Below are 22,205 nucleotides of genomic sequence, written 5' to 3' on the forward strand. Positions count from 1 at the left end.
TGCAATCAGGGCGAACCGCGCACTGAACGAAAGAACATATCCAGCGTTGTAGTGGGCGATGTGGGGTGGAACGTATCGTAAAACGCCTGATCGATAATGGACGGATGCGAGACGATTTTTTGCGATAAAATTTCAAAGAAACGCGCGACGCGCAGGGCCCTTTCGGGGTTATCCACATAATCCAGACGACCAAATATCGCGTATCGGTCGGTGGTGAATGTACGGTTGCCATTGGTGAAATCACAGCCCGGAATATCGTTCACATTGGCGAGAATGATCTCTCTGTCGCCGATGTAATTTGCCACCTGACCATTGCAAAACGCCTCGGCTGCCTGTTCGTGTGACCGGAACATAATGACGGAGCCGCTGATTTCACTGTTCAGATTGCTTTGCAGAACGTTGATCGCCTGCTTTTGCTGGGTGCTTAGATCACAATTGGACTCTCCGCGCAAAAAGGCAATCAACGCATCGCGATACTGGGGCATTTCGTTCGTCGTCAGCAAGGCCCGGATCCCCGAACGCGCCGACGACGTGTTCCCAACCAGCCCAAACAGAAATTTGGCACCCTTTGGATTGTCGCGAGGGATTTGTGGGCACGATCCATCGTCAATGCTGCCGATCTGACGGCTGATGCCGGGCTGCGTGAGATAGGAAACCCCGGTCAGATAAACGGGTGGTGAGATGATCAAACCAGTCCGGCGGGCATTGGTAATCGTTGCGGGGTCGCACAATATGTCGATTGTTGGTGCCACAGTTGTTTTGACGGAACCGCTGTCGTTCCCGTCGACTTCATAGCCTTTCAGTAAGCCAAAGCGTCCTTCGCTCGGCTGCTTATTCAGCTTTGCAATTTCCTTGTCGAGGTCCACGATTTTCACGCCATCGCGCGCAAGACCGACAGGTCCATCCGGATCGAGCATCATTTCGGTCAGGACGGCATCGCAGATACGGGTGATGTAGCCCGTGTATCTCTGCGTGGACAACGGACCCGGTGTCGCCGCTGTCAGAACATCCACCATCGTTTCGGCCTGAAAGGAAAAGGGCATCGCCTTGGAGCGCACACCGATGCGCAGTTGATAGTCGTCCGCCTCAGCACCCGCGTCTGCTTGTGCAAGCTCGTTTGCGCCGACAGAGAATGCCGTACATATCACCGCCAGTGTGCCAATGAGCCTGCGCATCACGCGACGTCCTTTTTACCGGGAAGGCCCTGCGGTTTTGTAGTGGATTGACCCTCCACCAACTTGCGCAGCCAGCCCGTCGGCTTGTTCGGCTCCGCCACGGTTTCCTCACCCTCCTCATCCTCTGAGCGGTCTTCGGTCAGCTCAATGAAGAATGCGAAGAGTATCAGGAAAAGCATCGGCAAAAATGCCTGAATAAGCCAATCGCGTTTTTTGTAGGTGATCCATTGATTGCCCTCAAACAAAGGGAAATCGTCAAATTTGTAGCTGAAAAAGACCACAGCGGCCATCAGGAACCCGACAAATATGGCGCATGGTACAGCCAGCATCACAATGGTGCGCAAGCGGCTGAAATCGTCATGTTTGTCCAGAATGACCAAAACGCCAAACCCAACCGACAACCCAACAAGCGGCATCATTGCATAGTAGATGAAAGCATCGTCGATCTGACGAATGATCTGCGACTGCGTCACCTGAAAATTACTGTCAAAAGCAAGCTCCAACAGTGACCCCGCGATCGCCAGAATAAACGCAAGCACTGCGGGCACGACACATAACCCCAGCAGGCGCAGAAAGGGGATGCGATGCATGCTCCACCCCGGTTTCCAGCTTTCCTGCTCCATCCGGACATCCCGTCCGAATATCACCGCCCCTGCAGCAGCAAGTGTGACGAGGGCCATCTGCAAGGTGTCCCACGCCGCCTGCACCAGCAAATCAGGCCGGATTTCGTATTTGTAGGCAACCTTGCCGGCTTCGATCACGGACAGACAGGCATCACTTGGCCGGGGAACCACACACCCCGCCAGCGTCAAAGGTGCTGCTTGCTCGAACTGACGGGGCGGGTTTGCGTTGAACATTGCGATGCTCGTCTCGATCTGATCATCCGCCCAGGTAAAATCCCTGTCGACCATACCTTGATGCCAAAACGCGTAAATCATGAACACGGCCACAACAGACGCAAAGCAGGAAAAGAAGGCCGACAGAGCAAAAGAGTTCTTTTCAGGAACATAGTTGCGGTCAATCACGTGCACGATCTTCGCCAACGGCGTTGCGGGATCGAGATTTTTTACCGATTGGTTGTTGCGAATATAATGCACGGCAAACAACGCCTTGGTGTTTTCAGCCACCCGCAGTGCCGTCCTGTGCAGTGTCACCAAGCCGTCTGTCGTTTTGGGATCATACCCCAAAAGAAGGTCAGAAAGCTCCGTCAACTCGCACTCCAGCTGACGCGACATTTTGGTCAACTCTTCGAGCTCCGCAACAGGGAAATATTGCGCCCTTTTGCTGGGGGTCACCGCCAGCGACAGCGCATCGATGATGGTCAGGGCCTTGTCTATCTCTTCACGCCGTCCGGCAAGGTCAGGTGCGAGCCTTGCGTCCTGATCTTCCGCGCCCTCTTCATCCTCTGCCTCTATCGCTTTTGTCAGTTCTTTACGAAAATGGGCCGTCAAAGCACCGGGTTTTCTGGTCTTGCAAATCCGAGTTGTTTCCTGCGTTTGAAGCGCATCAATCACGCGATAAACGCCGCGCGGAATCCCGGCAATGCGGTGCGCCGCGGACCTTACCATATTCTCAATCGGCCGCATGACGCCCACCGACATGATGGCGATCAGAAAGGCGGACACGAAGATCGGCTTTGCGTAGACTGTTCCCTCAAGGTTCAGGATATCATTGCCAAATGGGTCAAAGCTCGCGGTAGCCCCTACCTCGAATTTTGCGACATTGGCGTTGCGGATCAATTCGTAAAGTTCAGCAGACGAAAGGATGATCGCGTATGACACAAGATACAGCATCGAATAGACGATGAAGCCAAAGAAGCCGTCTTTTTGCGTGCACAGATCCGATACGCGTGCGTCTTGAAGGATTGGATGACGCTGGAAAGGCGTCTGTGTCAGCGACTCGCGGTAATTTCGGCGCGCTTCGATCAGCAACGCAATTGCACCAAAACAAACCACGCCGATGTAAATCAGCCAGTTCATCTCAGATCACGCGGCCCCGAAGATGCCCTACCAGCATTTTTGTACTGCAGGATTACAAGGTCCCGCAGCAATTTCACTCGACTGGTCGGCCACGTGCAACAGTTGCACACTTCCAACCGTGAGTATCGTTATCAGCGCAATAATACGAAGCATCAATTTAATCCATTTTCTCTAAACTCGCTAATTCTATCGCTAAAGTTGCAAAAAATCAATAGTTCCAACGGATGAGGCGATTAAGCAGGATTGTTCAAAAATCGCGCGCAGCGGTTCAATCAGTCCGGGCGATTCAAGTCTATCCCTTGAGGCAGCACCAAGATGACCGCGCAGACGACCAACACCGACACGAAAATCAAAGCGATTGGCGGGCATCACAACCCTATGGAAAGGTCATGACCATGAAACACTATATTCTTGCCACCCTGCTTGCCCTGCCCCTCCCCGCTGTCGCGAGTGACGAAGCTGCCATCCTCACCACGATCCAAGGCATCGCGACGGCTGCGGACGCTCAGGACTGGAGCCGTCTGGATATGAAATTCGGTGATCACGTCATCCTGAACCAACTGTCACTGGAAACCGATCAGGGTGCGCGTGTCCAAGACCGGACGGTAATCGGGATATGGGCAGAGTTGCTGCCGCGTTTTGACAACACACACCATGAGATTTCGCAGATTGAGGTGCTGGGCGTGTCCTCAGTCGTTGCGCGGGCGACGGCGCGATACCACGCCACATACGACCTGCATGGCCAGACGTGGGAGCAAACGGGTCGTCTCGACTACGTTTTGAAAAACACCGATGCAGGCTGGCGGGTCGTCGCACTCAACACAACGCCCGAGTGGGAAAACCGCCGCTTGTCGGACCTGTTTTTGCAAGATGAGGGCACACCCGCGGGAAACAGCTAATCGACGTTTCCGCCCTTGGTTTTGAGCGTTGAGATCAACATTGCTCGGTCGCACCGCATGATGAGAAAAACAGCGCTTCCAACTCACGAGGGGTAATAATATCAATTTCAGTCGCCATTTCGACGAAATCCAACAAGCGCCTTCTTGTTGTTCCGCAGTTGCTGCGGCATGCTAAGTATCATGCAAAACGCACTGCGTCTGTTGGTCTTCACCGATCTGGACGGCACATTGATTGATCACGACACGTATCAGTGGGCCCCTGCCCAGCCTGCACTTTGTGCGCTTTCGCGGATACATGCAGGCGTCATCTTGGCCAGCAGCAAAACCGCGCCTGAGGTCAATGCCCTGCGAGAGGCGCTGGACCTCGCAGACTGGCCCGCAATCATTGAAAACGGAGCCGGGTTGCTGCCTGCACATGGTCAAAGCGCGCCCGATGGGCATGAATATCATCAGATCAGGTCTGCTTTGGCGCAAATACCGAATGCATTGCGCCGCCACTTCACCGGCTTTGGCGATCTGACACCTGCCGAGGTCGAAAAGGTGACCGGCCTGTCCACCACGGCCGCCACGCAGGCCAAGGAACGCGCGTTTTCCGAGCCCGGGCTGTGGCATGGCACCGAAAATGAGCTTTCTGAGTTCAAAAATGCGCTACAGGCACTCGGTATCAGCACACGAGACGGCGGCCGGTTTCTCACCTTGTCATATGGCAAAAACAAATCTGACCAGATGGCGGCTATCGTCACCCGGTACGCACCGAAGCATACGATAGCCCTTGGCGACGCACCAAACGATGTGGAAATGCTGGAAGCCGCGGAATTCGGCGTTGTGATCCCCAATCCGAATGGACGCGCGCTTCCCAAACTTGTTGGGGAAGCAAAAGGCCGGATTATTCGCGCGCCGGAGACTGGCCCTGCGGGGTGGAACGCGGCAATACTCGGCTTGCTAGAAAAGCTCGACTTACAAAAGGACTGACCCACATGGCCGATTTCCACCAGAATGGAAACATCACGACCCTTCACAACCTGCGCACCCGGTCAGTTCCCGAGATGAATGACGAACTGGTCACTTTTGCTCAGACGCGCAAAATCTCATTGATCCTGCCTTGCCTCTATTCCGAGCTTGAGGGCGATGCGATGCCCAATATTCTGTCTGAACTGTCGCAAGTCACATTTCTGCACCGCATCATCATTGGACTCGATCAGGCGGATGAGGCGCAATTTCGCCATGCAAAGCAGTTTTTCAAGGGCCTGAACCAAAACCACATCGTGATCTGGAACGACAGCCCGCGCATGCTGGAACTTGGCGCGCGCCTTGATGCAATGGGCCTTGCCCCGGCGGAACAGGGCAAAGGCAAGAATGTCTGGTCCGCACTTGGCTATCTGATCGCCTGTGCGGACAGCGCGGTGATGGCCATCCATGACTGCGATATTCTTACCTATAAGAACGAAATGCTGTCCCGCCTTGTCTATCCGGTGGCCAATCCGAATTTCCCCTATCAGGTCGCCAAGGGCTATTACCCGCGCATTGGCGGCGACAAGATGAACGGCCGGGTGACGCGGCTGTTGGTCAGCCCGCTGCTGATCGCCTTGAAACGCGTGATCGGTGACAGGGACTACATCGACTACCTGCGCAGCTTCCGCTATCCGCTGTCGGGCGAATTTGCCATGCGCACTGCGATCCTGCCAGATTTGCGTATACCCTCCGACTGGGGGTTGGAGATTGGGGTGTTGTCCGAAGCTTGGCGCAACCTTGCCCCAAAAGCCGTGTGTCAGGTCGAGATATCCGATGCTTACGACCACAAGCATCAGGAGCTGAGCACAGAGGATGCAGACGCAGGCCTCAGCCGAATGTCCACGGATATTTGCAAGGCGGTGTTTCGAAAACTGGCTGCCGACGGCACGGTCTTTACCGCCAACACGTTCCGTGCTCTCAAAGCAACATATTACCGCAGCGCACTGGATGTTCTGGAGGCGTATTACAACGACGCCAAAATGAATGGCCTCTCGATTGACCGACACGAGGAAGAAACGGCGATTGAGTTATTTGCCGAGAACATCATGCGCGCAGGTCAGGTTTTCATCGAGAACCCGCATGAAACGCCGTTCATCCCAACCTGGAACAGAGTGCATTCAGCGGACCCGCGCTTCTTGAGCGACATGCGTGCGGCAGCTGCGGCAGATGAAGCAGACTACCAGTAAGCAGACGGATTAGATTTTGTTTGTAATCCAGCGGCATTGATAAGGGGCAAGAGTAATCGCGTCAGCAAAAACGTCAATCTTTTCGCCGCTCAGAATATCCACCCAGTCTTCGTCATCGATGAGGTTCATTGAGGCGGCAGGGATGTCGACGACCTCGTCACTCACATTGTGCAAGGCGAATACCGACTGAAAGCGGTCCAAACTTTGCCGCCATACTCCAAAGACCCGATCATCCAACGACATGGTAAACTGAGTGGCATTGGGGTGAAATGCGGATTGCCGCGCCCGCAGACGCAAGCGCGCGGACAGGGCACCGAGAACTTTTGCATGGATTGTCTCAGGATCCGCCAGTTGCGCCTGCAAGCTGGGATAATCCCACCGATGCCGGTTGATCGCCCGGTTCATGCCCCGCCTTTCGACCTGCCCATGATCATTGGAGGTCGCGAGCATGGAATGGATGTAGAAAGCCGGGATCCCTTCGAGAGACATCACGATTGTCTGAGAGCAGGTAAACCGGTCGAAATGCCGGTCATCTTCCCCCTTGAAGGTACGCGATGTAGCCTCGAAAAATGTCGTGTTCAACTCGTAGGGCGCCTCACCCCCGTCCGGCAGTGCGCGCATGGATACGAGCCCGCCGATGTCCCGGACCGTCTGGATCATCTGCGCCTGCTCCTGCGGCGGCAGAAGCCCTTCTGCCGGGCGCATTCCGATCCCATCGTGGCTGGCCGTGAAGTTCAGATAGGCGCAGCCCAATTGCGCGGGTGGCATCCCGCTTTGCCAGCGCCGCAGGTACCGTGCGGACCCCGACATCATGGCATGCAGGATCAGTGGCGGCAGCGGAAAGTTGTAAATCGCATGCGCCTCATTACGGTTCCCGAAATAGCTGAGGTTTTCGGCCTTGGGCACGTTGGTTTCAGTCAGCAGAATGATCGTCTCCGCCGCGTAGTCGCACAGCATGCGCATGAGCTGCACAATCGCATGGGTCTGCGGCAAATGGATCGACGGTGAACCCACCTCTTTCCACAGAAACGCGACGGCATCGAGGCGGATGATCTGAACACCATTGTCTACATGCAGTCGGATAATGCGCAGAAACTCCAACAAGACCTCCGGGTTGCGGAAATCCAGATCGATCTGGTCATGGCTAAAGGTACACCAGACATGGCGCGGCCCGTTCACGGTTTCGATTTTCTGCAGCAAGGGTGTGGTGCGCGGCCGGACCACTGCCGACAGATCATCATCGGGGGACGCCTCGAAAAAGAAGCGATCATAGGGCACCTGCCCCTGCCGGTAGGCATTGAACCACGCCCCCTGGCTGGACACATGGTTCAGCACAAGATCGGACATGAGGTGAAACGCACCCCCGATCCGGTTTATATCGGCCCAATCACCTAGCTGCGGATTTACCGCCCGAAAGTCAGATACCGCAAAGCCATCGTCAGACGTAAATGGAAAAAATGGCAGGATGTGCACGCCATTCACCACGCCTTTCATGTAGCGCAGCAGAAAGTCATGAAGCAGATCAAGCGGCTTGTGAGACCCGTCCAGTATAGAGTTGCCATAGGTGATCAGCAGCGCGTCTTTTTCAGTCCACAGATTGTTGCCCGGCAAGCGCCCCCGCTTGCGCGGCTTGGTGCCTTCCGGCCAGAACGCCTCAACGATCTTGCTGGAGAGGATATCAGCGTCAATGTCTGGATAAATCTGACGGACGAGCGATGCGAGGCGCATGCTGAAGGAGGTCGTCTTACTGGCTTTCATCTATTCAGAGGTCCGGTTGTCTTGAACGTTCAGCCACAAGCCAACATTGTTTAGCGCGGTTTGCCCAGCAAATTCCACCAAATCCGGCACAAAGGACAGTCAGAGCTACGCGGCTGACCATTTCTTTGTCGAATGCCGCGAGGGTCGGTTCATCCGCGCAAGCGGGTCAAGCCATCACGCAGAGCCATAGGGCGAGACACCATTCACGTTGAGATACACCGCATAAAGCGACGTGGTGCCGCAAATGAACAACCGGTTCAGTTTTTCGCCGCCAAAACAGACGTTTGCCACAAACTCCGGAATCAGGATTTTGCCGAGCAGTTCCCCGCCAGTGGACAGACAGTGCACACCATCCGCCGCGGAGGTCCAGATCCGACCGTCCGTGTCCAGCCGGAACCCATCGAAAAAACCGCTGTCACAGGTGGCAAAGACGTCACCACCGCTAAGCGTGCCATCAGCTGCCACACTGTGGCGGCGGATATGGGCGGGGCCATCAGGCATGTGCGTTCCACCGGTATCTGCGATATAAAGCTGCGTCTCATCCGGTGAAAAGGCCAGACCGTTCGGCTTGATATAATCATCGGCGACGATCCGAATGTCCCCATTGGGATCGACACGGTATACGTGACACGCCCCGATTTCACTGGGGGCGCGCATCCCCTCGTAATCCATCATGATGCCGTAGGATGGGTCCGTGAACCAGATCGATCCATCGGATTTGACAACAACATCATTCGGCGAATTCAGCCGCTTTCCCTGATAACTGTCGGCGATCACGGTGATGGAGCCATCAGGCTCGGTGCGGGTCACCCGGCGGGACAAATGCTCGCAGGAAACCAGACGCCCTTGCCGGTCCACGCTGTGTCCGTTGGAATTGTTTGAAGGCTGGCGAAAGGTCGAAACGCTGCCATCGGTCTCATCCCAGCGCAACATCCGATTGTTGGGAATATCCGACCAGAGCAGATAGCGCCCTGCCGCAAACCACACAGGCCCCTCGGACCAGCGCGCGCCGGTCCACAACCGATCCACGCGCGCATGTCCAATCAGGCAGTCGTTAAAGCTGGGGTCAATTGCGTTGAAGCCGGTCCCGTCGATCATCCCGAACATCGCGTTCTCCCTTCTGTTCATCAGGTATATTCATACGGCGCACGCCCCACCCCGGTGCCGCGCGCTGGTTGCCCGGATGCGCCGGGTCTGCGCCCCAGATGGCCTGATAGGTGTCCACGGCAAACCCCTTGCGCTGCAACACGACGAATGCACATAGCAATCCGCTCCACCACAGCCCCAAGGTCAGCCACATCCAATGCGGTGCATTCGCGTGCCACAGCCCGAAAATGATCGTCACCAAGGCCAACAGGATCGCCGCATAGCCTACGGATTTATGCACATGTTCAAAAATCAAACGCCATCGGGTCATATCATAGTGATCCCCGCGCATGTTGCCGCCCGGCATGGTTGGCCCCCCCTTGTCACCGCGCATAAAGCCGAGCGTGACCTGCACAAAAAGGGCTGCAAGCACGCCATAGCCCAGCCACCCGTGCCACGACAAAGGCCCGTCAAAAGAGACCCAGTAGAGCAAAACGAACCCCACGACGGAAAGCGCGGCAACCGTCAACTGCCCGAACAGATGGCACCGCCACCAGACCTGTACATCCAACTCGCGCGGCCAGTCCTGACCCGGTAAAATCTTGAAAAACCGCGCGATCAGAATGGCCAGCGGGGCAATCACGCCCCATGCAATGACCATTGTCCGCGCGTGCCATGAAACCGCAAAGCCGACGTCATGCACCCGTGTCGGGTCAATCGGCGCAAGCAGCCAGTCCCACATCATCCCTTGACCGCGCCCGCCGTCATGCCGGTAATGATCTGACGGCTCGCAAAGAGCGTGAAGATGATCGGCGGGATGGCAAGCAGCATGCCGGTCGCCATGATCACACCCCATTCGACGTTGAATTCCGACATGTTGTTCACGATCAGAATGGGCACGGTGCGGGTGTCGCGATCACTCAGAGCCGAGGCCAGCAGGTATTCGTTCCATGCAATCCGAAAGGTGAAAATGGCCGCCGCCGCGAGGCCCGGTTTGATCAGCGGCAGCACGACCTTGAAGAACACCTGAAACGGGCCGGCCCCGTCCACGCGCGCGGCTTCTTCCAATGATCGCGGCACCTGAACGATAAAGCTCTGCAAGATCCAGATCACAAAGGGCAGGTTCATCGCGACATAGATCAGGATGATCCCCGAATGCGTCCCGGCCAGACAAACATCACCGCGCCCGCCAAAGGTGTCGCGGATCATGCCGCCGATCAACCCATCGCGATCAAGGCAGAATTCATTGTTCCACAGTCCGAAAACCGGCACAAGCAGCACCGCGGGCGGTACCATGCGCACCATCAGCGTGCTCATCGACACAGTGTCACGGCCCATGAACCTGAACCGCACCAAGGCATAAGCCGCCATACAGCCGATGATCAGGGTCAGCAGGGTCGAGATCAGCGCGATGATCAGCGAGTTGATGAATGCGCCCCCGAATTTCAATGAGCAAAAATCAAGGTGGTCGATGTCATACCACAAGACATCGCAGAGCGCTGTTTCGTAGTTCTGGATCGTCGGCAAAAACAGCAAGCCCGTGCCGCCCGACAGGATGTCGACGTCCAGCTTGAACGAATTGACCAGCATCAACAGAACCGGCCCCACAGACATAAAGACCAGCGCCACAATGATGGCGTAAAAACCGACGGGTTGACGTTCTTGTCTGGCGGCCATCAGCTGTCCTCCTCCTGAACCATCGCGTTCAGACGGGCCGCGCGCGCCTCTTGCCAGCGGGTGAAGGCAAACATGCCCAGCGTCAAAAACAGCAGCAGAATGAGCAGATAGTTCGACATGGCCGCTGCGACCCCAAGTTCGCGAAACTCCGTCGCGGTGCGGGAAATGCGCAAGGCAAGGATTTCCGTGGACAGACCCGGCCCGCCTTCGGTCATCACAAGGATCACCTCAAGCACCTTGAACGCATCAATCAGACGCAAAAGCGCGGTGACGATCAGCACGGGCATCATCAGCGGCAGTTTGATATGCCAGATTTGCTGCCAGCCGGTCGCACCGTCAATCCGCGCCGCTTCAAGGGCTGAGCGGGGCAAGGACTGCAGCGCTGCCAGTGAGAGAATGAAAATGAAGGGCGTCCACTGCCAGATATCGGCAATGATGATCGACATCAGCGCATGTTCGCCCAGCCAGTCCACCCGGGGCAGACCCAGCTTGTCGAGAAAGCCGTTAAAGGTGCCGATGGTCGGATGATACATGTAGCGCCACATCAGACCCACCACCACCGGTGCGATCATCATCGGCAGAATGAACAATGTGCGCAAAATGGACATGCCGCGGATGTTGCGATCAAGCAGCAACGCAAGGCCCACACCAATCAGCATCTCCAATGTCACAACGAAGAACGCAAACTTCAGCGTGACCACAAGGCTTTCGTGGAAATTCGGATCGCCCCAAAGGGTAATGTAGTTTTTCAGGCCAACGAATTCGGCCTCACCGATTGTCTGACTGGGGTTCCATTCGCGAAAACTGCCCCAGATCATGTAGCCCAGCGGATACATCAATGCCATTGCCATGATCAGCACAGCGGGGGCCATGAACATGTAAGGCGTCAAACGGTTGGCCATGGCGATGCGCATGAAAACAACTCTTTTCTGGTTCAGTCAGGACAGGCTCGGGGCGCACAAAACAGCGCGCGCCCCGAACGCTGGGAGGTTACTGCCAGGTATAATAACCTGCATCATCCATCACGGCGCGCGTCCGCTCTGCAACACCGTCCAGTGCTTCCTGAATATCGAGACCCTCTGTCAGAACCTTGGACATCGTGGTGCCGATATCCGCGTTGATCTTGCCCCACACGGGGATGATCGGACGCCAGTCAGGGTCCGCGTATTTCAGAGCTTCGCCGAACGTGGCCGAGAACGGGAATTTCTCGTTCAGGCCGGGGTCTTGGTAGGTGGAGAACCGCGAAGGGTTACCGCCTGCCATCGCGACCTTCAGGTCCCCCTGTTTGGACGTGAGCCACTGCATCAGCAAAAAGGCGGCTTCCTTGTTTTCGGCATTCTTCGGGATCGCAATTCCGAAGCCACCTGTCTGGCTGCCCCTGCGCACGCCTTCGGGGTGCATCGCATAGCCGACTTTGCCCACAACCTTTGAGCGGTCAGGGTCTTCAAACCCGGGCATGAAGGCGATTGAATCAAGGAACATCGCAGCTTCGCCGTTGGAAAAGGCCGCCGCCGCCTCGGATGGTCCAAAGCTGAGCGATCCTTCGGGGCCACAATCCACGATGGTCTTGAGCGCTTCGGCAGCTTGCTTGCCCGCTGCGTTGTTGATGATTGGGTTCCACGCATCGTCAAAGACGCGCCCGCCCAATGGCGCGAGGTGCAGCAAAAACGCATGACTGGCCTGATGTCCGGATGCGGCACGCGATGCCATACCGCCCATGCCGGGTTCCAGTTCGGGTATATTACACGCCGCATCAAGCAGTTGGTCATAGGTCTCGGGCTTGGCGATCCCGTGCTTTTCAAAGATGTCCTTGCGATAGGCCAGCACGGATGTTTCCGACCCGAAAGGGATACCAAAAAGCGATCCCGTCGGGCCCGGCAGATAACCTTTGGCCCCACCTGCAACGCCGATGTTTTGAACATAGCCGTCAATCAGGTCTTCGGCATCGTAGTTTGGATCGGCCAGCTTAGGGTCCATGAAGTACTTGGCCAAGTTTTCAAGTTGATCCGCGAAGACATAATCAGCCTTTGAAAACACAACGTAGGAGATCAGGTCGTATTCACCTTCATCCTGCGCAAGCTCCAACGTCTGACGTTCGCGCATCTTGAGGTAGGGCAGTTGATCAACCTCAACCTCAATCCCGGTTTCTGCGGTGAACTCAGGCAGAATTTTCATGGCTGCGTTGTAATGCGGGTGTGCGGGAAAGTTGACGATCAGCGTCGTGCCCTCGTATTCAGCATAAGGGTTAGCGAAAGCCGCTCCCGTCATGAAGAGCGCAGCGGAAACGCTGATCCCTGTCCGTTTTAGTGTCGTATACATCTGTGTCCTCCCATAAAAAATTCAGGCCGCTACAAAGCAACCTCACTCTGGCGGTCAAAGAGATGTATCCCTCCTGAATTGACCGCAAACGTCAGCGTCTGGCCCAGTGCGACAGGCGTGTCCGAGCCAAGTTCAACCATGATTTTTGCCCCACCGCAGGTGCAGAGCAAAACAGACTGCGCACCTACGTATTCCGACACCATCACATGCAATTCCAACGCATGCTCCCTGTCGCAATCCGGCGCATAGGTCAGATCGGATGGTCGCACGCCAATGATCACATCCTTGCTTTTGTTCTGCAGAGCAGCCGACGCCCTCTCGCCCTCCAGCAACAGATCGAACCCGTCGCCCTTCGCATAGACCTTGTTTTCCCGTTGTTCGATTTCAGCGTTGAGAAAGTTCATCGGTGGCATGCCCAGAAAACCCGCCACGAATTTGTTGACCGGGTGCTTGAACAGCTCTTCTGGGGTGCCCTGCTGCTGGATGTACCCGCCATGCATCACCACAATCCGATCCGCCAATGTCATCGCTTCGATCTGATCATGCGTGACGTAGATCATGTTTTTCTGAACACGCTGGCTCATTAGCGCCAGTTCGGCCCGCATCTGACCGCGCAGCTTGGCATCAAGGTTTGAGAGCGGTTCATCAAAAAGAAATGTGCTGGCATCCCGCGTCAGCGCACGCCCCATGGCAACCCGCTGGCGTTGACCACCTGATAGCTCACCCGGTTTGCGGTTGAGGTAATCGCTCAACCCGAGGGTCGCCGCCACGGTGCGGACCTTTTCGTCAATTTCCGCTTTGGGTCGTTTTTGCAGGCGCAAAGCGAAGGACATATTTTTGGCGACGTTCATGTGTGGATAAAGCGCGTAGTCCTGAAACACCATCGCCAGATCACGGTCTTTTGGCTCAAGCCGACTGACGGGCCGACCATCTACGTAGATTTCACCCTCTGTCACATCCTCAAGCCCTGCGATCATGCGTAAAGTCGTGGATTTTCCGCAGCCTGAAGGACCCACAAGAACCGTGAACTCATTGTCGGCCATCTCAAGTTCGATGCCATGCAAAACCTCTACGTCACCGTATCGTTTTATCAGATTTTCCAAGTGAATTGTCGGCATTCAGCCCGCATCCCATGTCACATATGCAGGCCACCGTATTGATTGTGACCGGTAACACAAGTAGTTTTTGCTAGATTTCAGGTCTCTTCTTTGACTTTCAGCGAGATTTTGTGCTCCCACGAAAGCTCAACTCCGCTTTAACGGCCACCGTTCTCGCGGTCGTGTTTACTGTGTCAGTTTCGGAAAAAAGCTCAGATAAAAGGGCCCCCGTCGCCTGACCTATGCGCCTTGGGTCGACAATTACGGTGGTAATTGAAGGGTTCGAGAACCGGGACACCTCAAAATTGCCAAAACCTGCAACGCCAATATCATCCGGCACTGATTTGTGGAGTCCGGACAGCGCAGACAGCACCCCGAAAGCAGGAACATCCGAGACGCAAAAGATACAATCCACATCCGGATATCGACTGAGCAGTTCCGGCGTCGCGACTGCACCATCCTGAATCGAAAGCGGCGGTTTTCCCAGCTGCAGAATCCGGTGCGCGGACAGTCCCGCGGATTGCATAGCCTCGGAAAAGCCCCGGCGCCGCGCGGCACCGCGGGTCCAGGCGTCATCTGCTTCCCCTAAGAACGCGATGTTACGGTATCCTCGCTGGATCAGCGCACGCGTCATTTCGGCCGCCGCGTCACAGTTGGAAAACCCTATTGTGTGGCCAATCGGGTTTTCTGGTCGTTCCCACAATTCAATAACAGGAAGATTAGAGTCGCTGAGCAACTGAACGGTCCTGTCAGAGTGACCGTCGTAAGATAAAACGATTGCTTCTGGTCTGCGGCGCATCATGCTCTCGACAAGCTTCTCTTCACGTTCCACCGAGTAATCGGTATAGCCCAGCAAAATTTGCTGACCAATTTTTTCAAGCTCTTCCGTCAAAGCCTGCACCGTCTCGGCAAAATGCAAGTTATTGAGCGACGGTACCAACACAGCCACGAAACCAGACCGTTTCGTGGTCAAGCTGCCCGCCATTTGATCGGGCACATAATTCATATCGCGCACAACCTGCAAAATGCGCTGACGTGTTTCAGATGACACAGGGCTGTTATCACGCAACGCGCGCGACACGGTCATACGAGAAACGCCGGCTGCCCTCGCAACGTCCCGCATCGTAACGGGCGGTCTTGGTTTTGACGATCTCGGCAAGGCTCATCCATTCTGGTGTCACCGCGTCTATACTGCGCGCTGTTGGATAATGGTGCAAGTGGAGCTCTGTCGGAGCATGCCGTACTTTGGTTTATGGTAATGGGATCCAGAACACTAAGACACTTTTCTCACGCGATACCAGCTTTGCTGGTGTGCGTGGATTGTCAGGCATAGGTCAGTCGACCACCTCTGAGGAAGAACTGGACAGCATGTTCGCAGTTAATTTGCACGCCATCTGTCTATCAACGCGATCACTGTACACTTGGCATTTATCGTTCACAGGAACAGGTTTTCACCAATCCTGCCGCTCATAAGTTTCTGTAACTTCAAAGGTCTGTTCAGCATCCTGTCCAGGCGCGACAGCTTCGTCCAATATATCGTCATTTTCAGAGTTGCCGTCACGACCATCGTCATGCACTACATCAGCCCAACCCCCGGAAGCGGTTTCACCTTCGCCCGTTTGCTCAAGCAAAACCAGGTCTTGCTGTGCGTCATCCGTTTGCGAACCTACTTCATCACTGCCTACGTTGATTTGAAACGACGTGCTGACCTCGTTTTCTGAACCGTTTACTGCCAAAAAAGAAACCGAGACATCCACGTTAATTTCGCCCTCAAAACCGGGCGGTGGCATGACTTCTATCAGATCGAGATTCCACCCTTCAAGTACGATGTCATTGCCATCAGCAACAGCGGTCATATCACCACTCACAAGAATTGTGTCTGCGGGTATCCCGGAAAGCGTCGCAGGCCCGTGAGAAAGAAAATCCGATGTATCAAGACGAATGTCGATGGCGCCATTCTGATCTGCGATTAAATCACTGTCCGCCTGAACCAGTTCCCGCCCGTCCGTTCCGGGGCCGTCCCATTCCAGTTTCAGACCTGCGACGCCATGGTTTTCAAAGTAACGGATTTCGATTTCATGCGTGCCGGGTTCAAGCTCAATCTCGCCCGTTCGCGTTCGAAACGAGTGCAGCCCGTCATTTTCAACCACTTCTTCACCATTTACAAACAGCACGACGCCATCGTCGCCACCGAGGTAAAAGTTGTACACCCCGCCTTCTTCAACGGTGACATCGCCGGTAATTCTTGCGCCGAATGTATCCTTGGCGCCGCCCTCCCAGAACGACCCTGATCCGTTTTCGTAGTCTATTTCACCAACAACTTCTTCATGCGTCGGCGTGCCTGACCAATCAATTTGATCCAAGGCGCTCAGACTGTGACCAACGTCGAAATAACTGGCTTTGAAACCGGTTTGAACTTCAAGCTCAGGCGTAGGAATGTCGATAGTATTCACTTCAAAGTTCAGAGGTGTCTGGCTCGTCGCAGTGTTACCATCCTCAAGCGTGACAGTCGTTTTGACTACCGCAGAAACCTCACCGGCAAAGTCAATTGGTGGCGTAACTTGAACGACGGAAACATCTCTGCCTGAAATGTCGACCGCCCCCGTTTCGCCGACCTCAACGAGTTGATCGCCAAGCTGAACCATACTGCCCGGCGGCAATCCTTCTATTGTGTGCGATGCATTTTCGTCGCCTTGCTCAATATCCATGTGTACATGGAGAGGCATACCATTCACCGTTTGCAGGTCATCAATGGGCGGCGTGGTGACCAGCTCCCGTCCGTCAATTCCCGGACCTTCCCACTCAAGCTTTAGACCGGCATGGCCATAATTCTCAAAATACCTAATCTCGATTACATGTGTGCCGGGCTCCAGATCAACCTCACCGGACCGCGTTCTGTAAGAATGTAACCCATCGTCCTCAATGACCTCTATGCCATTCACATAGAGAACGACGCCATCATCACCGCCCATGAAAAAATCAAAGGTGCCACCTTCTTCAACGTCTATGTTTCCAGTAATCTGCGCACCGAAGGTATCTGTGGCACCGCCCTCCCAAAACGATCCCCTGCCATTTGTGTAGTCAATCTGTTCTACGAGTTCGTGGTGCGTTGGCTCTGCGTACCAATCAATATCATCAAGTTTACGCAGGGTCTGGTCTACGTCGAAGTACTTTGCATGAAAACCGGAGCCAAGGTTAACCTCTGGCATATCAACAACGTCGACGGAAAACTGCTCGGTTACGGCATTACCGGCGCTGTCCGTTACTGTGACGTCTAGCGTCAGATTGGTGGCGTCATCCGTGTCGAGACTTGTTCCGTCCTTAAGTTTGACGACACCGTCAAGAATTTCGAACCGGTCATCCGAAACAGAGAACTCATGCGTGTCCTGTGCATCTAGATCGCTGAAGCTTAACCGGCCCAGAACTGCCCCATCAACATTTTCGGCGATTGCCCCATTCGACAGTTGGACCGCTGTAGGCGCCGAATTCTCAACACCGCTGTTTTGAGAATTTTCTGCGTTTGTTTCATCGTCGGGTGCGGCCTGACGATGGTTCTTGTCCGGGGCCACCTGCTCTTCTTGATCGGACACCGGGGCTTGCTTGGCAGCAGGCTCCATCTGCGTCAAATCCAGCTTTGTACCATCGGCCGCAGAACGGCCGCCCCCTGAACGAGGCGCAGCCTCCGAGTTCGTCTGAAATCCCCCGCTCTGCGATATTGTACCAGCGTCTTGCCCGGTTGAATTTGCCTCTGCAGCGGACGTGGTTTCAGATTCCAGTTCATTCTCAGACGCATCTGTGTTGTCCGCGGCCTCTGGGTCAGCAATGAAGGTCCCGGCACCGTCGAGCGACCCTTCGGATGCCTGTTCAGGCTCTTCATCTTTGCCATAATGCAGTGAGCTGCGCGCCGGATCATCCTGCACCTGCTCTGCCGATTTCAGCGACTGTTCAGCGATCTTCTTTTTGAGGTCTTCCGCATCTGTTTGTGGCGCGGTTGCGATCTCTTCTTCGAACTCGTTTTCAGCCATGGCACTTCCCCCGGTTGGATTGGACCAAAATTCGGTGAAAACGCAAAAATTTCCTTAACGTGCTTTTCCAATACTGTTCAAATTTAACCGATTTTTCTGGCGTCTAATGTGAGACCTTAAGCAGTTCGTAAACGCACGGGCTTTACCAAGTGACTTCGAAAAGGGTGAGTTCGTATGACCGGAAAAGAAAAGATAACCACAACGCAGCAGATGCGACCAAGACTGGGAACAGCCGTCCTATCGGCGACAATGGCTTTGAACCTGCTTGCTCTCGCGTTGCCCTTGGTTGTGCTACAGATCTTTGACCGGGTTATTCCATTTCAAGCAACCGAAACACTATTTGTTCTGTTTTTTGGGATGTGCTTGGTAGCAATACTGGAATTTTCGTTGAAATGGGCGCGCATCGTCTTGCTGAGTAACGTCGGCGAGGCTTTCGATCAGACGCTGACAACCCGTTTCACTCAATCCACGCTTAATGCTGAACCAGAAGCGTTCACCAAAGTAACCCCAGCCGCACATCTGGATCATTTTGGTGCGATATCGCAACTGAGGTCTTATTACTCAGGTCAGGGTCGCATCCTGGCGATCGACCTGCCTTTTGCCGCGCTTTTTGTCGTCATGATCGGCTTGATCGGCGGCTGGCTTGTGCTTGTTCCGTTGGTCAGCATTGCACTGTTGATGGTGTTCAAAACCGCGCTTAAACGTGCTCAGTCATCGGTATTTGAAGAGCGCAAGAAGCTTGACGACAGAAGATACTCCTTCCTCGTTGAAGTAATGTCACAAATCAAAACGCTTAAGGCAAACGCGATGGAGGCGCAGATTAAGCGGCGATATGAACTGCTTCAGGATCAGACAGTCGACATCAGCCAACGGGTCATCAAATTTTCCGGCTTTTCACAATCGTTTGGCGCATTGTTCTCCCAAATGGCGGTTGCAGCAATGGGTTTGTTTGGAGGTTACCTGATCATTAGCGGCAGCTTGGGCATCGCTGAGCTTGCGGCCTGCATGCTTCTGAACGGGCGCACCGTACAGCCGATGTTAAAAACGCTAAATCTTTGGGTTCAGGCGGAAAATCTGTCCTCGTCACGCTCAAAGCTTGATGAAACATTCGCACTACCATCCCGTCAGGTCGCCACTGGGCAGCAAACATCGCTTGAGGGTGGAATTCGCTTTGAAAACGTCGCGATGAGACACCCAGCACGGGATGAATATCTTTTCCGCGGTGTGAACACTGAAATCCTACCCAATCAAAATCTGGCCTTGCTGGGAAAAACGGGCTCGGGCAAATCGACGCTTATGAAGCTCGTATTGGGTGAGATCATACCGTCAGAGGGGCGAGTACTCATTGACGGTCGGCCTGCGCATGAAATGTTCCATGCAAGAGGCAACAAAGGAATTGGTTATGCAGACCAGCAACCGGTTGTTTTTGCTGGTACCGTCCTCGATAATATCTCTGCGTTTGGCGACGGTGCAACAATCACGAAGGCCTTGGAGTATTCAGAGCGTTTGGGCATCGACAAAGTACTGCACCGCCTACCGCTCGGGTACAATACGCTGATGCAGGACTGTCCGGCGCTGATAAACAATCAAGCGGCTTTGTTAGGTATATCCATTGTCAGAGTAATGGCGCTGGAACCAAAAATACTGATTTTGGACGACGTTACAGCAACGATGGATAAAGTAACGCGTGATGGGTTCCTGTCGTTCATTGAAGACACCCACCAACATACAACGCTGATAATTTCGAGTACGGACCAAAAACTGTTGGAGTACGCAGAGGCGTCTGTGGATCTTAACCATGCGACGACCGAAAACATAAATGAATGGGATGAAGACAATCATGCCGATAGTCAGGCAGCGAGGCAGTTTATGACCGGACCGTTTCAAGAACGGAGCGCTTGATGGAAAAAGCAATCTCTCCCAGCTTCAACCTGCTGAACCAACTCATGTCAGCAGCAGGATGGCACAGCAGTCCAAATCGGTTGTACGAAGCCGTACCGCATATGTCAGATCAACTGACACCTTTCGACATGGTGAGCACATTTGAGAACCTTGGCGTTCCGACATCCTCGCAACGTTGCAAACTAAGCGATATCCAAGCCGACGATTGCCCCGCGTTATTCGTTGACAATCAAGACCGTATGCAAGCGATACTTGAGGCCAGTTCAGGAAATCTCCTCATCTGTCGATTGGAAGAAAGTGACCCGCACTGGGTCAAAGCAAGCGGTGTGGCAGGACGTCTGGTGCGTTTGGAGCGTTTCAAAAGCGAACGAATACCCACAAATCAGTACAGCTTTGGTCAGATCACCGGAACCTTTAAAAATCTATTGCCATGGCTGGTCATTTCTTCGTTCATGTCCAATCTGGCAAGCCTCGCGACACCCTTGCTGATTATGGTCATCTACGACCGTGTTATCCCTTCAGGTTCAGTTGATCTGATTACATCCCTCGCTTTGGCTGCATTTATTTTATTGGCAACGGACGCGGGCTTTCGCCTCATCAGGTCTCGGGCCATAGCTCATATGGGACGCGAAACAGAACTCGGTCTTGGCTTGGCTCTATTTCGCAAAATACTCGCCTTACCCGTATCACAAATTCAAAAAACCAGCGTTGAACAACAACTTGCAAGGTTTAGGCAATTTGAAAGCCTTCGGGATATTTTTACGGGTCAGATCCTAGTAGCAGTGCTCGACTTACCCTTCACTCTGATTTTTTTGGCTGTTTTGTATGTATTGTCGCCGCAGATCGCCCTATTGATTCTGGCCCTTATCGTCGTGTTCGCCGTGATTGCGTGCATTACGCTTCCTATGCAAACATCCCTGAACGCCCGTGCCGCAGAACACAAAGCGGCCTTACAGAGTTTCGTATTTGAAACCGCGCAAAATCAACGAGCGATCCAGCGCCTTGGCCTGATTGACTATTGGAGCAAACAAAGCGACGCGCTGAGCAGAAAAGCGGCGCGTGCAACGCGTCGGGCTTCCCAACTCCAATTGGTCACACAGAACCTAGGTCAAAGCCTGATGGCCATCGCTGGCTTGGGCGCAATAACCTTCGGTACGCTGAGCGCTATGCAAGGCAATATGTCGTTTGGTGCCTTGATTGCGGTTCTGTCTCTAGTGTGGAAAGTGCTGACGCCCTTACAGGCTCTCTATGCGAACTCTGCTCAAATAGTGTCTTTCCGGAACAGCAAAGCACAAAGTGACCGCGTCTTGAACTTACCTGAAGAAATGGTGCGCGGCGTGGCGCAAAACCACCAAAAAACGCTCAAAGGCCAGATTTCCGTTTCTGGGGTTACACATCGCTACGATTCAGCGAGCGCACCCGTGCTTTCACAAGTTTCAATCGATATCGAAGCCAACGAGTTTGTTGTATTGGGCGGCACCAGTAACAGCGGGAAGACAACTTTGTTAAACCTGCTGCAAGGATTTTACCAACCCAGCATAGGTTTGATCCAGATTGACGGCCTTGAATTAAGGCAAATCGCAGTTGACGATCTTCGCCGCTCAATCAGCTATTGCCTGTCGCAGCCAGAGCTATTTTACGGCACAATTTACCAGAACTTCAAGCTGGCTGCCCCGTCTTTAAGCCGCGATGACGTCCATGAAGCGCTCAGGCAAATGGATCTGTCAGATGAAATCGACAGCTATCCCGATGGCTTGGATACGAGGCTATCAGAGTCTTTTCGCAGCACGCTGCCGCTATCAACTCAGCGTGCCCTTGGGATTTCAAGAGCAATTGCCAGAGGCGGGTCGATTTGCATGCTTAACGAACCGCTTGCAGGACTGGACACCCAACATCGCGATGCCTTGCTTCGAACCTTGGCAGATTTGAAGGGATCTCGCACGTTCATCGTTGCAACTCAGGACGCAGATCTCGCACGCGTGGCCGACCATTATCTATATTTGCAAAACGGTAGGGTCGTAGCCGATGACCGCGGCAGCGCAGGCCTGAAGAAATTCAACGCTTTGCTAAACCGAACAGGAGCAAGTTGA

Annotated in this window: 17 protein-coding genes; 5 read left to right on the forward strand and 12 right to left on the reverse strand. The window is 54.2% G+C overall.

Annotated elements, in window-relative coordinates; genetic code table 11:
* Positions 1-5: 5 nt before the first annotated feature.
* From K5Q35_RS15565 to K5Q35_RS15575, 3 genes are all read right to left on the reverse strand, one after another.
* Positions 6-1,175 carry a hypothetical protein gene (locus tag K5Q35_RS15565; protein WP_220800214.1) on the reverse strand — a complete coding sequence of 390 codons (1,170 nt, stop codon included), beginning with the start codon at positions 1,173-1,175 and terminating at the stop codon, positions 6-8.
* Positions 1,175-3,154 (reverse strand): hypothetical protein, encoded by a 1,980-nt coding sequence (locus tag K5Q35_RS15570; RefSeq protein ID WP_220800215.1) that lies wholly within the window; start codon positions 3,152-3,154, stop codon positions 1,175-1,177. Before K5Q35_RS15570 ends, K5Q35_RS15565 begins: the two co-directional genes overlap by 1 nt.
* A gap of 192 nt (positions 3,155-3,346) precedes the next feature.
* A complete protein-coding gene (locus tag K5Q35_RS15575; RefSeq protein ID WP_220800216.1) occupies positions 3,347-3,523 on the reverse strand; it encodes a hypothetical protein in 177 nt (58 codons plus the stop codon).
* Between the two features lie 20 nt (positions 3,524-3,543).
* On the opposite strand from K5Q35_RS15575, the gene K5Q35_RS15580 reads away from it, so the two are divergent.
* The 3 genes from K5Q35_RS15580 to K5Q35_RS15590 all read left to right on the forward strand — a co-directional run bounded on the left by K5Q35_RS15580 (position 3,544) and on the right by K5Q35_RS15590 (position 6,251).
* Positions 3,544-4,053 (forward strand): nuclear transport factor 2 family protein, encoded by a 510-nt coding sequence (locus K5Q35_RS15580; RefSeq protein ID WP_259650554.1) that lies wholly within the window; start codon positions 3,544-3,546, stop codon positions 4,051-4,053.
* A 180-nt stretch (positions 4,054-4,233) separates the two neighbouring features.
* The gene (locus K5Q35_RS15585; RefSeq protein WP_259650555.1) at positions 4,234-5,025 is read left to right on the forward strand and encodes a mannosyl-3-phosphoglycerate phosphatase; all 792 of its coding nucleotides are present in this window, start codon (positions 4,234-4,236) and stop codon (positions 5,023-5,025) included.
* A 5-nt stretch (positions 5,026-5,030) separates the two neighbouring features.
* Entirely contained in the window at positions 5,031-6,251 is a 1,221-nt protein-coding gene (locus K5Q35_RS15590) for a glycosyl transferase (RefSeq protein ID WP_013960683.1), read from the forward strand.
* A gap of 9 nt (positions 6,252-6,260) precedes the next feature.
* On the opposite strand, the gene K5Q35_RS15595 is transcribed toward K5Q35_RS15590, so the two are convergent.
* From K5Q35_RS15595 to K5Q35_RS15635, 9 genes are all read right to left on the reverse strand, one after another.
* Positions 6,261-8,009, reverse strand: coding sequence for a sugar phosphorylase (locus tag K5Q35_RS15595; protein ID WP_220800218.1), 1,749 nt, complete (start codon positions 8,007-8,009; stop codon positions 6,261-6,263).
* 174 nt (positions 8,010-8,183) lie between these two features.
* Positions 8,184-9,116, reverse strand: a complete 933-nt coding sequence (locus K5Q35_RS15600; RefSeq protein WP_220800219.1) for an SMP-30/gluconolactonase/LRE family protein — start codon at positions 9,114-9,116, stop codon at positions 8,184-8,186.
* The gene (locus K5Q35_RS15605; RefSeq protein ID WP_220800220.1) at positions 9,076-9,840 is read right to left on the reverse strand and encodes a cytochrome b561 domain-containing protein; all 765 of its coding nucleotides are present in this window, start codon (positions 9,838-9,840) and stop codon (positions 9,076-9,078) included. The genes K5Q35_RS15600 and K5Q35_RS15605 overlap by 41 nt, the downstream gene beginning before the upstream one ends.
* Positions 9,837-10,772 carry a carbohydrate ABC transporter permease gene (locus K5Q35_RS15610; protein WP_220800221.1) on the reverse strand — a complete coding sequence of 312 codons (936 nt, stop codon included), beginning with the start codon at positions 10,770-10,772 and terminating at the stop codon, positions 9,837-9,839. The genes K5Q35_RS15605 and K5Q35_RS15610 overlap by 4 nt, the downstream gene beginning before the upstream one ends.
* Entirely contained in the window at positions 10,772-11,686 is a 915-nt protein-coding gene (locus K5Q35_RS15615) for a carbohydrate ABC transporter permease (protein ID WP_220800222.1), read from the reverse strand. Before K5Q35_RS15615 ends, K5Q35_RS15610 begins: the two co-directional genes overlap by 1 nt.
* A 76-nt stretch (positions 11,687-11,762) precedes the next feature.
* On the reverse strand, positions 11,763-13,091 hold the full coding sequence (locus K5Q35_RS15620) for an extracellular solute-binding protein (RefSeq protein WP_220800223.1): 1,329 nt from the start codon (positions 13,089-13,091) through the stop codon (positions 11,763-11,765).
* A gap of 29 nt (positions 13,092-13,120) precedes the next feature.
* The gene (locus K5Q35_RS15625) at positions 13,121-14,209 is read right to left on the reverse strand and encodes an ABC transporter ATP-binding protein (protein ID WP_013960676.1); all 1,089 of its coding nucleotides are present in this window, start codon (positions 14,207-14,209) and stop codon (positions 13,121-13,123) included.
* 97 nt (positions 14,210-14,306) lie between these two features.
* A complete protein-coding gene (locus K5Q35_RS15630; protein WP_220800277.1) occupies positions 14,307-15,311 on the reverse strand; it encodes a LacI family DNA-binding transcriptional regulator in 1,005 nt (334 codons plus the stop codon).
* Between the two features lie 328 nt (positions 15,312-15,639).
* Entirely contained in the window at positions 15,640-18,213 is a 2,574-nt protein-coding gene (locus tag K5Q35_RS15635) for a PA14 domain-containing protein (protein ID WP_220800224.1), read from the reverse strand.
* Positions 18,214-18,387: 174 nt separating this feature from the next.
* Here K5Q35_RS15635 and K5Q35_RS15640 point away from each other — a divergent pair, with 174 nt between their 5' ends.
* On the forward strand, positions 18,388-20,115 hold the full coding sequence (locus tag K5Q35_RS15640) for an ABC transporter transmembrane domain-containing protein (RefSeq protein WP_220800225.1): 1,728 nt from the start codon (positions 18,388-18,390) through the stop codon (positions 20,113-20,115).
* Positions 20,115-22,205, forward strand: a complete 2,091-nt coding sequence (locus K5Q35_RS15645; protein ID WP_220800226.1) for a peptidase domain-containing ABC transporter — start codon at positions 20,115-20,117, stop codon at positions 22,203-22,205. Before K5Q35_RS15640 ends, K5Q35_RS15645 begins: the two co-directional genes overlap by 1 nt.

The sequence above is a fragment of the Roseobacter sp. OBYS 0001 genome, assembly GCF_019654895.1.
GTDB classification, from domain to species: domain Bacteria; phylum Pseudomonadota; class Alphaproteobacteria; order Rhodobacterales; family Rhodobacteraceae; genus Roseobacter; species Roseobacter litoralis.